This is a genomic window from Spiribacter aquaticus (genome assembly GCF_007625215.1).
Taxonomy (GTDB): Bacteria; Pseudomonadota; Gammaproteobacteria; order Nitrococcales; family Nitrococcaceae; genus Spiribacter; species Spiribacter roseus.
In genome coordinates this window covers 90,718-105,780 of the sequence record NZ_VMKP01000004.1, presented here as the reverse complement: position 1 = coordinate 105,780, position 15,063 = coordinate 90,718, and the positions used below count along the sequence as shown (strand labels likewise).

Here is a 15,063-nt window from a genome sequence, read left to right as displayed (position 1 = left end):
CTTCTGACGTGGCCGTCATCACGGGGGCAGGCTCGGGTATTGGCGCGGCGCTCGCCGTCGAACTCGCCGACCGGGGGCTCTCGGTGGCATTGATCGGTCGGCGCCGCGATGCACTCGAGCGCACATGCGCGTCACTGCCGGAGGGCGCGACGGGGTTTGTCCTGCCCGGCGACATCGCCATCAGGGATGATCGCCAGCGTCTGATCACAAAGCTCGGCGAGCGCCTTGAGCCGACCGGGGCGCGGCTGCGTTATCTGGTGCACAACGCTGGGGTGGGGGAACCGGCGACCGGCATTGAGGGCATTGATCCCGACGACCTGGCCCAGGCGCTGGCAGTCAATGTCACGGCACCGCTCGCCCTCACCCAGGGGCTTCTGCCGCTGCTGCGGGCGGCGTATCCGTCACGGGTGCTCATGGTGGGTGCCGGGATAGCCGATCGCCCCCAGCCGGGCACTGGCAGTTACGGCATCAGCAAAAAGGCGCTGGCGCGCTTATTCGAGCAGCTGACGATGGAGTTCGCCCGGTCGGCGGTGACGGAGCCCGACGTCGCACTGTTTCAGCCGGGACTGGTGGATACCCCGGGCATCCGCACCCATCTTGAGGCAGCGCGTCGTTGCGGTCTGCCGCATGTTGACTACCTCGATCAGGCGCTTGCCGCTGGCCAATCCCGCTCGGCCGAGGCAGTTGCCGGGGCAATGGCCGAGGCCCTGATCGACATGTCGACCGAGCACTTCGCCGGCGCTGTCCTGCGGCCTTGAGCCGGCGGACGGACTCCTAACCCGGCGCGCCCGCGGTCTCGTCAGCCTGGACGGCCTGGGCGCGGTTGCGAACCTGTTTGACCATCGCAACAAAGCCGTCGCGGCGATTGGCGGTCAGCTGCTGCGAGAGCCCCAGGTCATCAAAGAGCGACTCGATGTCGGTGTTGAGGATTTCCTGAGGCGTTTTCCCCGAGTAGGCCTTGAGCAGGATGGCGACCAGTCCCTTGACGATGAAGGCGTCGCTATCGGCAGTGAAGAACATCCGCGGCGGGTGCTCGTCACTTATCGTCGTCTCGAGCCAGACATTACTGGTGCAGCCATCGACGCGGTTGCCTTCGGTGCGTGCCTCGTCGGGCAGTTCCGGTAACTCGCGACCCATGTCGATCAACAGGCGATAACGATCTTCCCAGTTGTCGAGGAAGTTGAACGTATCGATGAGGCGCTGCAGATCCATGGCTGATTCCTCCAATCATTGATAGGTATACGATAACATCCATGAATCGCGTCCATGAACGCTGCCATCGCCTACCAGGACTCGCCGAAGGGCCGGGCTTCCACCTCGAATGACCATGCCGAGCGCGGTTGCTGGACGAGCCAGTATGCCGTTTCCGCGACATCATCCGGATCAAGGAAAAACGTATCGGGCTTGTCGGGCAGGCGTTCCCGGGTGCGCGGCAGATCCACGATACCGTCGATCATGATGGTGGAGACGTGGATACCGTCGGGCCAAAGCTGCTTGGCCAGTGACTCAGTGAGATTGCGCTGGGCCCCTTTTGCGCTCGCGAACGCGGCGGTCTTTGCCGCACCCCGGCGTGATGCGGTGGCGCCGGTGACGACGATGCTGCCGTGACCGGCACGGCGCATGTCCGGTGCGACAGCGCGCGCGGCCGCCACCAGACCGAGTGTATTGACCCGCCAGGATTGCTCGAACGCCGAGAGTTCGAGTGACTCGAAGTCACCCCAGATGCCGGCACCGGCGTTGTGCAGCAGTACCTCTACCGGGCCGAGTGCTTCGCGGATCCGCGCAAAGGTCTCGCTGACCCCGGTGGGATCGCCGATATCGCATTGATAGGCGTGCGCGCTGTCGCCGATCTCCGCGGCCAGCGAGTCACAGAAATCCGCCGACCGGGCGATCAGCGCGACACGGTAGCCGGCCGCAGCGAAACGGCGGGCGAATGCCGCGCCGTTACCCGGTCCGACCCCGTTGATCACGCAGACAGGCTGGACGTTATTCATGGGATGCTCCAGATGCCAATACAATCCGATAGCGTATCAGTGAGGAATGCCGGGGGGTTGCCATAGAACCTATCTGACTCGCGGTATAACAAATAAATATTAAAAGGCAATTGTAAATATCAGATCAACATACTCTAATGGCGCGGGTTCGAAATCCATCGAAGGAGTACAGACAATGTTGACTCGTCTATCTGTTCCGGGTGTCGCCCTTGGCGCTCTGATAACCGCGGCGCCCGCGCTCGCCAGCGTGCCATCGCTGGTGGATCCTGCGTGGCTCGCGGACAGGCTCGACCAGGATGATGTCGCAATTCTCGATGTGCGCAGTCCCATCGATGACGGTAACCGTGTGGCGTTCAGCGAAGGGCATATCCCCGGCGCCGTGGATGCGGGTTATACACGACATCCCTGGCGCGCGGAGCAGGAGGGTGTAACCGGCCAGCTGCCGCCCGTGGAACAGCTCGAGGGCTTGATTGAAGGATTTGGAGTCGACAACGCGGACACCGTGGTGATCGTTCCGGCCGGTACCGGCGCGACTGACTTCGGCAGTGCGGCAAGGGTTTACTGGACCTTCAAGGCGCTTGGTCATGAGCAGGTGACCATACTCAATGGCGGTTACCAGGGATGGCTCGAAGCAGGTCATGGGACCGCCGATGGAACTGTTTCGGTCGCTCCGGGAGAATTCAACGCCGACCTGCAGACTGACATGATCGTCACCACGGCCGATGTCGAACAAGCTGATGATCGAGGTCTGCAGCTGATCGATGCCCGCCCTGCGGAATTCTTCGAGGGCGATCGTCAGCATCCCGGTGCGCGCGTTGCTGGCACCATTCCCGGGGCCATCAATCTGCCCCACAAAGATTTCATCCGTGAGGAGGAGGTCTGGCGCTTCGACCCGGCAAGCGTCAACAGCGCTATCGATGCGGACACCCTCACAGAAGGCCGCCGCCCCGTGTCGTTCTGCAACACCGGTCATTGGGCAACGACGACCTGGTTTGCCCTGTCGGAAGTCCGCGGCATCGACGATGTGGGCCTTTACGACGGCTCCATGGTCGCCTGGACCGCAAGTGAATCCCGCCCGGTCGACGTTGCCAAGCGCGGTCTCGCGCGGATCCTCGAATTCTTCGGAGGCTGATGATGGGGAATGCCGCTGTGGCCGCCGCGGCCCCCGCGACCGCCCGGCCGATCGATCGGTTCATCGTCACGACGGCGCTCACGGGGCTTGCCGTGATGGCAGGTCTGATCGCCCTGGAGGCGCCCGCTGACCGTGTGTGGTTACTGCTCATCGGGGCGGGTCTGGGCATCGCCCTGTATCACGCCGCATTCGGGTTCACGGCCGGCTGGCGGAATATGGTCACCCGCCGGCGTAGCGGTGGATTGCGGGCCCAGCTGCTTTTACTGGCCATCGCGACGGTGCTGTTCGTTCCAGTGCTCGGCTGGGCGGAGGGTCTTGGGTTGACCGGCATCAGTGGAACACTCGCGCCGGTCGGCGTTTCGCTGGTGGTAGGATCGCTGTTATTCGGCTTCGGAATGCAGCTCGGGGGCGGCTGCGGCTCAGGGACGTTATTTACGGTCGGAGCCGGCAATCTGCGCATGATGATCACACTGCTGATGTTCGTAGTCGGATCGGTGATCGGGACCATGCACCTTCCCTGGTGGCTGGAGCGACCGGGTATTGACCCCGTCAATCTAACGGAACGGCTGGGGGTTTTCGCGACCATCGGGATGCAGCTCGCGGTGATTGGAATACTCGCCTCGGCAGTGCTCTGGCTTGAGCGGCGTCGTCATGGGTCGGTAGACCGTGCCCTGATGGCGCCTCGGGATGCCGGTGCCGTCACGACTCTGTTCAAGGGTGGCTGGCCGTTGCTTTGGGGCGCAATCGCCCTGGCAGTGCTGAATCTCGCAACGCTTCTGGTCGCCGGCTATCCATGGGGGGTGACCTTTGCCTTCGGTCTCTGGGGCGCGAAGATCCTTCAGGCTACCGGTGTCGACATGGCGCAGTGGTCATTCTGGACATGGGACTACCCAGCCCTCGCGCTACGGGACAGCCTGCTCGTTAATGTGGTCTCGGTCATGAACTTCGGGCTGCTCCTGGGGGCCATGCTGGCGGCCGGGTTGGCGGGACGCTTCAATCGGGCGAGTCAGAAGCCGCTCAGTGGCCGCTCAATGCTGGCGGCGGTCGTCGGTGGTCTGTCCATGGGTTATGGGGCCCGGCTGGGATTCGGCTGCAACATCGGCGCGATGTTCAGTGGCATTGCCTCAGCCAGCCTTCATGGCTGGATCTGGTTTGCCTGTGCTTTTGCGGGCTCAATCCTGGGGATTCGTCTGCGCCCATGGTTCGGTCTGGACCAGCCGGAGGGACGATGAGCGGAAACCGGGACTATACGCGGGGACGAGTGATCCTTGTCCTCGTCGGTCTGCTTATCGTGATCCTCGCGGATCATTTCCATTCGGCGACGTTTGCCCGCAATAGTGGGCAGGCTGGAGTGACCACGAGCTATTCCCAGCTCGACAGTGGTGCGTGCGCACCCTGTGGAGCGCCGTGCCGATCAGATGAGTGAGCCCCCGGCTCCAAAAGAACACGGGGGCGTAAAGGGGGCCTGGCGTCAGCGCCCCAGATCGCTCAGGCGGGCCGGTTCGACGATCTCGATCCAGTACCCGTCCGGGTCACGGATGAAGGCCACATCCGTCAGCTTGCCCTGATCGGGTCGCTTGATGAACTCGACCCCGTTGTCATCGAACCACCGTTCGGCGGCGTCCAAATCGGGCACCGAGACGCAGATATGCCCAAAGCCCTGCGGCTCGGAGTTGCCGTCGTGGAACTGCAGGTCGGGATCATCCTCGCTGCCCCAGTTGTGGGTGAGCTCGAGCAGACCGCGCTGTGAAAAGGTCCATACGGTCCGCTCGCCGACATCGGACGGCGGCGTGGACTGCCCCTCAGTGGGGCAGTCGAGGAAATACAACGAGAAGTTGAGTTCCTCGAAGTCCAGCCGCCTGAGCACGCGCATCCCGAGCACGCCGGTGTAGAACGCCAGTGAGCGCTCGGGATCCTTGATGCGCATCATGCTGTGATTGAGCGCGAACCCCCGGGTCGCTTCGGGGCGTGACTCGACCACGCCGGGGTACTGCTCGCTGGTAAAGGGCATTGCGGTCACTCCTTGTTGCTAGATCGCACGATCCGCCATCTGCCGGGCAATGTAATCGGCCTGCCGGATCGCCAGGCTGACAATGGTCAGCGTCGGGTTTTCGGCGGCACTGGTCGTGAACTGACTGCCGTCGGAGATGAACAGGTTATCGATATCGTGGGTCTGGCCATACCCGTTGCAGACGCCGTCACGGGCATGGGTGCTCATGCGGCAGGTGCCCAGGTTGTGGGTCGACGGGTAGGGCGGCGTGCGATACGCCTTATTGGCGCCCGCTGCTTCGTAGATCGCGGTCCCCTGCTGGAAGGCATGCTGGCGCATGGCGACGTCGTTGGGATGGTCATCGTAATGCACGTTGGGTACCGGCAGTCCGTAGGCGTCCTTAACGTCGGTATTCAGGGTGACCCGATTGCGCTGTTGCGGCATATCCTCACCAACCAGCCACATCCCGGCCATATGGGCATACTGATCCATGGCCTCGGTGAAATCCCGGCCCCAGGCGCCCGGGTCGAAGAACGCCGCCATGAAGGGCAGACCGAGTGAGACGGTCTCGATCTCGTAGCCCCCGGCAAAGCCCCGCGACGGATCATGGTGGGCCTCGTCCTGGACAATGCCAGCCATGGTGGTGCCGCGGTACATGTGCACCGGTTCGTCAAAGCTTGCATAGACCGAGCCGGTCATATGCCGCATGTAGTTGCGGCCCACCTGACCGGAGGAGTTCGCGAGCCCGTCGGGGAACTGACTGGATGCCGAGTTGAGCAGCATGCGCGGGGTCTCGATGGAATTGCCGGCCACGGCGACCGCCCGAGCGCGTTGGCGCTGTTCGCGGCCCTCGGCGTCAAAGTACACCACGGCGTTCACACGCCCGCGGTCGTCATGCTCAATGGCCGCCACCTGGGATTCGGGTCGCAGCTCGACATGACCCGTCGCCAGTGCCCGCGGGATTTCGGTGTACAGGGTCGACCACTTCGCGCCAGTCGTGCAGCCCTGGAAGCAGAACCCGCGCTGAACGCAGCTCGCCCGGCCATCCCGCGGCTCGCTGTTGATGGCCATATTGCCGGTATGACAATTCTTGTAGCCGATGGCGGTGGCCCCGGCGTGCATGACCTTGAAATTGTTGTTGCCGGGCAGACCCGGAATGCCGTTGGTGCGGGTGACGCCCATCTTGTCCTCGGCCCGGTCGTAATAGGGGGCCAGATCGTCGTAGTCGATGGGCCAGTCCAGCAGGTTGGCGCCCGGGATGTCGCCATACTCGCTGGCCGCACGAAACTCATGGGGCTGAAAGCGCAGGCTTGCGCCGGCCCAGTGGACGGTACTGCCGCCGACCGCCTTGACGATCCAGGAGGGCAGGTTGGGAAAGTCGCGGGCGACGCGCCATGTGCCGCTGGTGGTGCGGTTATCGAGCCAGGCGAGCTGCCCGAACGAGGCCCACTCATCGGCAATGAATTCGCCGCGGGTATGCAGTTTCCCGGCCTCGAGGACAACGGCGTCAATGCCTTTCTGGGCGAGTTCGTTGGCGAGTGTGCCGCCACCGGCACCCGATCCGATGATCACCACGACGTTGTCGTCATCGTGGGCGAAGGTGGTCTGGTTATCGTAATTTTCCATCGTTCAATCTCCTCAGCCGTTCATCCCGGGGACGGGGCCGCTCGCGCTGGCTGGCAGGTCGGGCAGCCATGTCAGGTCATTGAAGCCACGTGACAGGTATCCGGCATCGCCGCGCTCGCCGCCATAGCCAAAGTGGCGGAACGCCATTTCGTTGTTGTAGAGCGATACGACGGCGGTGGACTGGACCTTGCGGAACAGGTCGGACCCGGCAATGGCACGGACATGCATGCCCTGCTGCTCGTCATCCAGGGCCAGCCAGTCGCCACCGGCGCGGTTGTCCAGTGCCGCGATGCCCGAGCGCATGGTGTCGGCCGTGCTGGGGTTGGCGGCCGCTTCGGCGTCCAGGTCTTTGACCACAAGGGCGTAGACCGCATCCTCGAGCGTTGGGTGAGGAAAGATGTGACGGGTGAGCGTGAGTAGTACCTCGCCCTGGTGGGCGTCGAGCTGCTGGAGCTCGAGGGCCCAGGACCGGGACGGGGCAAGGATGGCGATGGGCATGCTGGTCATCGCCAGCGTGCCCATCAGCGTCGAGCCACTCCCCTTGAGAAAGCGGCGACGATTCATGGACTGATCCAACATGGTTGGCTTCTCCTCCTGAATGAGCATGGCGCACGGGGCATCTGCCCCGTGACTGGCGCCTTTCTGTGAAGCGCTTGAGGCGATTGTGTGATGCGCGATTGCTCATGGGGTAGTAGCGTGCTACTACAAACTAAAAAAATACTGGATAGCCAGCGAGGAGAGAGTGATGTGTGAGGTGTACGCGTCGACGCCACACGAGCGGTACGACTCCAGTACCCGCTCGGTTCGGCTCAGTGGGTTTGTCACCAGTATTCGGCTTGAGAACGAGTTCTGGTGGATCCTGGAAAAGCTCAGTGCCGAGCAGCACCTGAGTGTGCCGCAGTTCATCACCGAGATTCATGATGAGGTGCTGGCCCGCCAGGGCGAGGTAAGAAACCTCGCTTCGTTGCTGCGGGTCTGCTGCGCCCGCTATCTGGAGCGCCAGATCCCCGAAGACGCCGCATCGATGGGTGCGGTGGTCGGGAGCCGGTGATCAGTCCACAAAGAACACCACGGTGGTAAGCGCGCCCACGGCGACAATCCCGGCCCGCAGGACCGCCGGGGGCAGCCGGCGTCCGATTTTTGCCCCGGCCATCCCGCCGATGCTCGCGGCGATGGCCATAGGCAGGACCTCGCCCCAGGCGATGGCGCCACCGATGGCATAGACGGTCACCGCGATCACCGTCAGGACTGCGGATAGCAGGTTTTTAAGGGCGTTGGCGAGGTTCAGGTCGTCCACCCCCAGCAGACGGAAGGCAGCCAGCATCACGATCCCCATGCCACCGGCAAAGTAACCGCCATAAATGCTCACGGCCAGCACGCTGAGGCGCCCCGGCAGGCTGTGGCGGTGGCTGAAACGAGTCGACAGGGCGCGATGGATGCGCGGGCCCAGCGCGAAAAGGCCGGTGGCGAATAAAAGCAGCCACGGCACGATGGCACTGAAGGCATCATTGGAGGTCAGCAGCAGAAGGCTTGCCCCCAGGCTCCCGCCCAGAGCGCCCAGGGCAATCACGGCGAGTAGTGTCATGCCATGGGGCGCGCGGATCAGGTCGCAGGAGCCCCAGACACTGGCCAGGTATCCGGGCAGCAGCGTCGTGGTACCGGTTGCATTGGCCATGACCGGCGGGACGCCGGTGAACACCAGCGCGGGCAGGGTAAGGAAGCTGCCGCCACCCGCCAGGGCGTTGATGACGCCGCCGCACAGGGCGGCTGCCACCACGATGAGCAGGTCCATCAGCGCAGCCGCCCGGGCGGCTGGAGCCGCGGCGTCGCCGCGCTAGCCCGGTTCAGCTTCGTGCACCAGCAGATCGGCCAGAAACCGCTCAAGCCGATCGGAATCCGACAGATCACCGTAGAGTAGCGCGCCATCGCGCCCAGGTTCGCGCTTCAGCAGCGAAGGCGTCGCAAAGACGGCGTAGCTGAGGCCCGCCTGCGGTTGATCCAGAAGATCGATTTCCTGGGGCGACAGATCACTTCGACCCAGTCGCTCGAGCATGCTCGCGAGGTTTGCCCGCGCCCGGCGGCTCCGTGGCGCGTCGCCGGTCACGAACAGGATCAGCACTGGCGTCGACGCATGCTGCGTGCTTGTCTCAGTTGTCATCGAAACCATCCCTGTGTTCCGGATCCCGGGTCGCCGGATCGCGTCGATGGCGGATCCGGTTGCGCCATTGTTCATCAAGCCGTGTGACCTCATTGTACTCTTCGGCTTCCAGTTCAAGTGTCTGGGCAAGGCGCTCACGCTCCTTTTCGGCCTGAGCGATGCGCCGCTCGAGGTCGTTGCGACGCTGCTTCCACTCCAGCTGCGCGCGCCGGGCGCGCGCCTCGTCTTGCTGAGCCCTTTCGACTCGGGCAGTACCCATCAGCACCTCGCCGCCGTCTTCGTAGACGTCGGCGAGATCAATACCCTCGCTGCTCAGCAGCAGCTCGCGCTGTTGGTTGGAATGTCCTGACCCGCGGGATTTGACGATCGACAGCGACCGATTCCGCTCACCGCCGCGGACGTTGTAGTCGAGCACGATCCAGCTGTCGGCGAGTGTCGAGATCTGCCCCTGTGTGGCTTCCCCTTCCGGATCGCGCACCCCGGTCAGCGAGGTGAGAAGGGTCGTGATGCCGCGGCGTCGGACCATGTCGATCAGCCGTTCGGTGGCCATTTCGGCGCCCTCCGTGGCACTCGCCTTGAGCAGCGCGGAGATGGGGTCGATCACCAGGCAATCCGGTTCGAAGTCATCCAGCAGGCGCCGGATCACGAGGAAATGCTCGGTCACTCGCGCCGCATACGCCGATAAGGTCTGAAAGCGCACCTGCCCGGCTTCAATCGGATCGCGCAGGTTGATCCCCACCGATCGGAGGTTGCGGACATAGGGGCCTTCGAGCTCATCAAAGCTGATATAGAGCGTTTTCTGGCCGCGCGCGACGGCGGTCTCGGCGAACCTGGCGGCGAGGGTGCTTTTGGCGGTCCCCGGCCGTCCCGAGATGAGCAGGCTCGAGCCGCGGTAGATGCCGCCACCGAGCAGTGCATCGAGCCGGTCAACGCCCAGGCTCAGCCGCTCGTTACTCGCTTCGATGTTGTCGTTCTCATTGCCGTAGTGATACGGCAAGGCAATCCCGTCATCGTCGATGAGCATCGGCAGCTCGTCGGTGACATGGGCGGACCCGCGGAATTTGGCGATGCGCAATGAGCGGTTGAGCTGCTGGTCGACGATGCGGGCGGAGAGCATGACCGTCGCGGAGAGCAGAAACTCGATTCCCTCGAGATGGAACGGCTCGGTCCCGTCGTGCTGGGTTTTTCCGGTCAGCAGCAGCGTCCAGCCATTTTCGGCGCAGGCCTCGTCGACGCGTCGGATCTGATTGATGGCGGCGTTATGCCCGACCTGGTGGCGGAGCAGCTGGTCGATGCCATCGAACACGATCCAGGCGGCGCCTTTCTGGCGACTTGTCGCCGTCACGATCGACAGCAGCCCCTCGAGATCAAACTCGCCGGCCGTCTCCGCGCTCAGGCGCGGGCGGGCATCGATTACTACCAGCGAGTCGGCCTCAATCAGGCTCTCGCCCCAATTGAAGGAAGCGGCATCCTGCCGGATCTGGGCGGGGGATTCCTCGAACGAGACGAACACCCCGGCGCCACCTTGCTCAATGGCCCGGGCAAGGACCTGTAGGGCCAGCACGGTCTTGCCGGCAGCGGCCTCACCCAGCACCAGCGTTGTCTGCCCGGCGGGCAGTCCGCCCTGGGTCACCCGATCGAGATCGATGATCCCCGTGGTGCGTTTTTCCACGATCTACTCCGTTCGTCCGCGTGTCAGAGGGAGGTGACTGCGACGCTCGAGCAACCAGCGGAAGTCCTCAGCCTCCAGCGGCATACTGTAATAAAAGCCCTGGCCAAACTGAATGCCCATCGCCAATAGCTCATCGCGGACGTCAGCGGCCTCAATGCCTTCGGCGATGATTTCGGCATCAAGGGCCTGGGCAAGGCGCCTGACGGCATCGATCAGGTTGCGGTTGAAATTCCTCTGCATCAGGTCGGCGACAAACCCCTGGTCAATCTTGATCTCGTCGAAAGGGTAGTGCTGCAGATAGAGCAGGGATGAATAGCCGGTGCCGAAGTCATCCAGTGACAAGCGCACATTCATTGCCCGCAGGGCGCGTAACTGCTCCAGAAGCAGGGTGGATTCGCTGGCGAATACGCTCTCCGTGATCTCGAGTGAAAGCTGTTGTGGTTCAATTCCCGACTCATCGAGGATGCGCCGGACCTGGTCGGGAAAGTGGCCTGAGCGAAACTGAATCAAAGAGACGTTGACCGCGACGCGCACCAGATCCAGTCCGGCGTCGCTCCAGGCCTTCAGATGCTGGCAGGCGCGTCGCAGTGTCCATTCACCGATCGGTCCGATGAGCTGACTCTGCTCGGCGATGGGGATGAACACGCCGGGCGAGACCAGCCCGCGGGTCGGGTGGTTCCAGCGAAGCAGTGCTTCGGCGGCGATGACACGCCCGGTGGCCATGTCGACCTTGGGCTGGAAATGGACTTCGAACTCATCGTTCTCAAGCGCGCGTCGCAGGGCCTGTGTCAGGCCGACCCGCGCCTGCGTTTCGGCCTCCAGCGCCTCGCTGTAGGCGACCCACGGCAGCGTCGATTCGGCACGATGGCGGAACAGTGCCCGCTCCGCTTCCTGGAGCAGGGTCTCGGCAGGGCGGGGAGTTTGGCCGAGATGACTGTAGCCAAGACGAATGGCAAGCCGAATGGCGACGCCATTCAGATCGAAAGGTTGGGAGAGCGCCTCGACGAGCTGCTCGAGCTGACTCACCGTTGATCTATCCGGCGCCAGCGGCAGATACAGCGTGCACTCATCACCGCCGATGCGTCCGCTGAGACCGTGCTCACCGGCAAGCGAGCGCAGCCGCTGGCTGAACTGGATCAACAACCGGTCACCGCCTTCGTAGCCATAGGCATCGTTGATGTCTCGAAGGCTGATGATGTCGACCATGGCGATGACGCCATTATCCGGCCAGCCCTGCCCATCAAGCTGCTCCTGCAGCGCTTCACTGAAGCCGGTGCGGGTGGGCAGCCCTGTCAATGGATCTTCCAGCGCTGCGCGCTCAAGGCGCTTCTCGGTGGCTCGCAGGGCCGTCGTGTCCTGTTTGATGGCGATGTAATTGGCGATTGCCCGATCCTCGTTTTCGAGGGGCGCGATCAGTGTGTACTCCCGGTAAGGCTCGCCATCCTTGCGTCGGCTCTCGAGCTCGCCGGTCCATATCCCGCCCGCTTCGACGGTTTCCCAGATCTCGCGATTGACCGCGTCGGGGGTATTGCCGCTTTTGATGCAGGTCAGGGTGTCGCCGAGGAGCTCATCGCGACGATAGCCGGAGTTGTGTTCAAACGCCGGATTGACATATTCGATGCCGCCTTGAGCGTCGGTGATCGCGATGGGGGCCGGGTTGAGATGGGCCACCTGCATGAGTTTGTGGATTTCGTGGTCGTTCTGCCGACTCTGGGTGATATCCGCAATGACCACGCCCACCTGAGAGACCACCGCCGCCGGGGCATTCAGCGGGTGATGGCGGACTTCCAGGGTGCGCCAGCCGAGTGCCGGGCTATGCCGCTCGGTGCGATAGCACTGTGGCTCGCCCGCCAGGCACCGATCCAGTCGCCAGCGATCCACGCGCTCGAACGCCCCGCCGAGCACATCCTGAACGCACCGCCCCGATAGATCACTGGGCGCGCCCAGGTGCAGCCGCTGATAGGCGGTGTTGGCCCAGACATACCGGTAATGCCGATCAATGATGGCGCAGGCGTTATCGCTCGCGTTCAATAGCGCGTCGAGGCTTTGTTCATCGGGCATGGTGTCGCCGCGACCATCGATGTCGGTCATTGGCTGCTTCAATCGTCCCTGTCGCTGGATTGCCCCGGCAGGATGCCTTGCCGGGCGTTGGCTCGCAAAGTTGTCGGTTCGGCGGGTTGTACGGATCAAAAAAATTGGTCTATGGTTAAACAAGGCTGGACGCCTGATCGGGCGAATTTCCTCCCGCTAGACCGCATGTACTCCGTCCCTTCTGCTGCGCAGGCGCCAGTCCATGAGTTGAACCCCGGAGACGGAATGGTCAAACGCAAGGAAAAAGGAGCATATGTATGAATAAGCGTTCCCTATACGCTTTGGCACTGACCGGCGCGCTGGCCCCCATGGCCGCGAACGCCGAATGCGGCGAGATCTCGGTGGCCGAGATGAACTGGACCTCGGGCGGCATCATCACCGGTGTCACCGAGTTTCTGCTGACCCAGGGTTATGGCTGTGATGTGACGGTCGTGCCATCGGCCACCACCACGGCCATCACATCGCTGGCCGAGAACAACGAGCCGGACATCGTGCCGGAGTTCTGGCCGAACGGCGCCCCGGCATACTACGACCTGGCCGAGCAGGGCAAAGTCGTCAAGGCATCGGATGCCTTCAGCGAAGGTGCTACCGAGCACTGGCTGGTGCCGGGCTTTCTGGTTGAGGAGCACCCGGAGCTCGCCACCATTGAGGGTATTCTGAATAACCCGGAGCTGGTTGGTGCCCGATTCCATAACTGCCCGGATGGCTGGGGCTGCCGGATCGCGAATGACTCGCTGGTCCAAGCCTTTGAGCTCGAGGACCATGGCATCGAGGTCTTCAACCACGGCTCGGGCGAGACCCTGCAGGCGGCACTGGTGTCGGCGGCTGAAAACGAAGAACCGTACTTCGGCTACTACTGGGGACCGACCGCGCCGCTGGGTCAGTACGACATGGTCAGTGTCGATATGGGCCCGGTGAACCAGGAGGCCTACGAGTGCAACCAGGACACCGAGTGCAACGAAGTCGGCAAGACAGGCTGGCCGGCCGCACCGGTGTTCAACGTGGTGACCACCGATCTTGCCGAGAGCGAGCCGGAGGCTTTCGAACTCATGCAGAACATGACGTTCGAGAACGACACCATGAACGGCCTGCTGGCGTGGCATGCGAACAACGATGCCACTGTCGATGAAGCGGTCGTGCAGTTCCTGCAGAACAACACCGACGTGTGGATGGACTGGCTCAGCGACGATGCCCGCGCCAACGTGCAGGACATGTTCTAACGCCTGAGCCGCTCAGGATCTGAAGTTAAAAGGCGCCGGGGCGATGACGTCCCGGCGCCTTTTTTATCAATCCGCCGTGTTGCGCAGCGTCTCCATGTCGATGACGAAGCGGTACTTGACGTCGCCCTTTTTCACCCGCTCGTAGGCTTCATTGATGTTGCGGATGTCAAGCATCTCAACATCGCAGGCAATGTCGTGATCCGCGCAGAAGTCGAGGACTTCCTGAGTCTCCGGCATCCCGCCGATCAGCGATCCCGCCAGTACCCGCCGGCCGAAGATCAGGCTGCCGCCGTGGACCGGTGGCTCGATGGGCTCGATCAGCCCGACCAGAATATGCGTGCCGTCATACTTCAACGCCGAGAGATAGGGGTTGAGGTCGTGCTGGACGGGCACGGTATCGAGCATGTAATCGAAATAACCCGCCGCGGCCTGCATCTGCTCCTCGTCCGAGGAGACGACCACGTGATGGGCCCCCTGGGCCCGTGCCTCGCTGACCTTGGCCTCGCTGCGGGTGAAGACCGTCACCTCAGCGCCGATGGCGCGGGCAAACTTGATGCCCATGTGGCCAAGGCCGCCCATGCCAATCACACCGACCTTGTGACCCGCCTGGACGCCGTAGTGACGCAGGGGCGAGTAGGTGGTGATTCCCGCGCAGAGCAACGGCGCCGCGGCCGCCGGATCCAGCGCCTCAGGCACACGCACGACGAACCGGTCGCTGACCACCACCGACTCTGAATAACCGCCAAAGGTAATGGACCCGTCACGCCGATCCTGGCCGTTGTAGGTCAGCGTCGGTCCTTCGAGGCAGTACTGCTCCAGGCCATGCTGGCAGGGCTCACACTCGCGGCAGGCATCCACCATGCAGCCGACACCCACGACATCGCCGGGACGGAACCCGGTGACCTGGTCACCGACAGCGGAGACCCGACCGACGATCTCGTGGCCCGGGACCAGCGGATACTGCGTCATTCCCCAGTCGTTCTGAACGAAATGAATGTCGGTGTGGCAAACGCCACAGTAGTCGATCTGAATGGCGACGTCGTCGGGCCGAAGCTCACGACGTTCGATATTGAGCGGTGCGAGTCCGGATTGATCCGATTGAGCGCCGTAGGCTTTCGCTGGCGTCATACTGAGCCCCCTGATGGTATGGTGAATAAGTCTCCATCTGGACGCCCTCGTC

Annotated in this window: 15 protein-coding genes; 5 read left to right on the top strand and 10 right to left on the bottom strand. The window is 63.2% G+C overall.

Annotation, left to right across the window (positions count from 1 at the left end):
• Nucleotides 1–8: 8 nt before the first annotated feature.
• Entirely contained in the window at nucleotides 9–758 is a 750-nt protein-coding gene (locus FPL11_RS09345) for an SDR family NAD(P)-dependent oxidoreductase (RefSeq protein WP_159308479.1), read from the top strand.
• Nucleotides 759–774: 16 nt separating this feature from the next.
• On the opposite strand, the gene FPL11_RS09340 is transcribed toward FPL11_RS09345, so the two are convergent.
• Together FPL11_RS09340 and FPL11_RS09335 are read right to left on the bottom strand one after the other, a co-directional pair.
• A complete protein-coding gene (locus FPL11_RS09340; protein WP_144348364.1) occupies nucleotides 775–1,212 on the bottom strand; it encodes a SufE family protein in 438 nt (145 codons plus the stop codon).
• Nucleotides 1,213–1,283: 71 nt separating this feature from the next.
• Complete coding sequence (locus FPL11_RS09335) at nucleotides 1,284–1,994, bottom strand: SDR family NAD(P)-dependent oxidoreductase (protein ID WP_110882676.1); 711 nt, start codon at nucleotides 1,992–1,994, stop codon at nucleotides 1,284–1,286.
• 175 nt (nucleotides 1,995–2,169) lie between these two features.
• On the opposite strand from FPL11_RS09335, the gene FPL11_RS09330 reads away from it, so the two are divergent.
• A complete protein-coding gene (locus tag FPL11_RS09330) occupies nucleotides 2,170–3,126 on the top strand; it encodes a sulfurtransferase (protein ID WP_144348363.1) in 957 nt (318 codons plus the stop codon).
• A 2-nt stretch (nucleotides 3,127–3,128) separates the two neighbouring features.
• Nucleotides 3,129–4,358, top strand: a complete 1,230-nt coding sequence (locus FPL11_RS09325; protein WP_144348362.1) for a YeeE/YedE family protein — start codon at nucleotides 3,129–3,131, stop codon at nucleotides 4,356–4,358.
• A gap of 239 nt (nucleotides 4,359–4,597) precedes the next feature.
• Here FPL11_RS09325 and gloA read toward each other — a convergent pair whose 3' ends face one another.
• Genes gloA through FPL11_RS09305 form a run of 3 tightly spaced genes read right to left on the bottom strand, consistent with a single transcriptional unit; the run spans nucleotide 4,598 to nucleotide 7,306 of the window.
• Nucleotides 4,598–5,137 (bottom strand): lactoylglutathione lyase, encoded by a 540-nt coding sequence (gene gloA / locus FPL11_RS09315; RefSeq protein WP_144348360.1) that lies wholly within the window; start codon nucleotides 5,135–5,137, stop codon nucleotides 4,598–4,600.
• Between the two features lie 18 nt (nucleotides 5,138–5,155).
• Nucleotides 5,156–6,742, bottom strand: coding sequence for a GMC family oxidoreductase (locus FPL11_RS09310; RefSeq protein WP_144348359.1), 1,587 nt, complete (start codon nucleotides 6,740–6,742; stop codon nucleotides 5,156–5,158).
• Between the two features lie 12 nt (nucleotides 6,743–6,754).
• Nucleotides 6,755–7,306 (bottom strand): hypothetical protein, encoded by a 552-nt coding sequence (locus tag FPL11_RS09305; protein ID WP_198515268.1) that lies wholly within the window; start codon nucleotides 7,304–7,306, stop codon nucleotides 6,755–6,757.
• A gap of 181 nt (nucleotides 7,307–7,487) precedes the next feature.
• On the opposite strand from FPL11_RS09305, the gene FPL11_RS09300 reads away from it, so the two are divergent.
• On the top strand, nucleotides 7,488–7,793 hold the full coding sequence (locus FPL11_RS09300; protein WP_110882686.1) for a ribbon-helix-helix domain-containing protein: 306 nt from the start codon (nucleotides 7,488–7,490) through the stop codon (nucleotides 7,791–7,793).
• On the opposite strand, the gene FPL11_RS09295 is transcribed toward FPL11_RS09300, so the two are convergent.
• Genes FPL11_RS09295 through FPL11_RS09280 form a run of 4 tightly spaced genes read right to left on the bottom strand, consistent with a single transcriptional unit; the run spans nucleotide 7,794 to nucleotide 12,663 of the window.
• The gene (locus FPL11_RS09295) at nucleotides 7,794–8,534 is read right to left on the bottom strand and encodes a sulfite exporter TauE/SafE family protein (RefSeq protein WP_186295118.1); all 741 of its coding nucleotides are present in this window, start codon (nucleotides 8,532–8,534) and stop codon (nucleotides 7,794–7,796) included.
• 42 nt (nucleotides 8,535–8,576) lie between these two features.
• Nucleotides 8,577–8,900, bottom strand: coding sequence for a circadian clock KaiB family protein (locus FPL11_RS09290; protein ID WP_144348356.1), 324 nt, complete (start codon nucleotides 8,898–8,900; stop codon nucleotides 8,577–8,579).
• Nucleotides 8,890–10,572, bottom strand: coding sequence for a DUF7125 family protein (locus tag FPL11_RS09285; RefSeq protein ID WP_235013451.1), 1,683 nt, complete (start codon nucleotides 10,570–10,572; stop codon nucleotides 8,890–8,892). Before FPL11_RS09285 ends, FPL11_RS09290 begins: the two co-directional genes overlap by 11 nt.
• 3 nt (nucleotides 10,573–10,575) lie before the next feature.
• Nucleotides 10,576–12,663: a putative bifunctional diguanylate cyclase/phosphodiesterase gene (locus tag FPL11_RS09280; RefSeq protein WP_235013450.1), complete on the bottom strand. Its 2,088-nt coding sequence runs from the start codon at nucleotides 12,661–12,663 to the stop codon at nucleotides 10,576–10,578.
• A gap of 257 nt (nucleotides 12,664–12,920) precedes the next feature.
• Here FPL11_RS09280 and FPL11_RS09275 point away from each other — a divergent pair, with 257 nt between their 5' ends.
• The gene (locus FPL11_RS09275; protein ID WP_144348354.1) at nucleotides 12,921–13,883 is read left to right on the top strand and encodes a glycine betaine ABC transporter substrate-binding protein; all 963 of its coding nucleotides are present in this window, start codon (nucleotides 12,921–12,923) and stop codon (nucleotides 13,881–13,883) included.
• 66 nt (nucleotides 13,884–13,949) lie between these two features.
• Here FPL11_RS09275 and FPL11_RS09270 read toward each other — a convergent pair whose 3' ends face one another.
• On the bottom strand, nucleotides 13,950–15,011 hold the full coding sequence (locus FPL11_RS09270) for an NAD(P)-dependent alcohol dehydrogenase (protein WP_144348353.1): 1,062 nt from the start codon (nucleotides 15,009–15,011) through the stop codon (nucleotides 13,950–13,952).
• Between the last annotated feature and the right edge of the window lie 52 nt (nucleotides 15,012–15,063).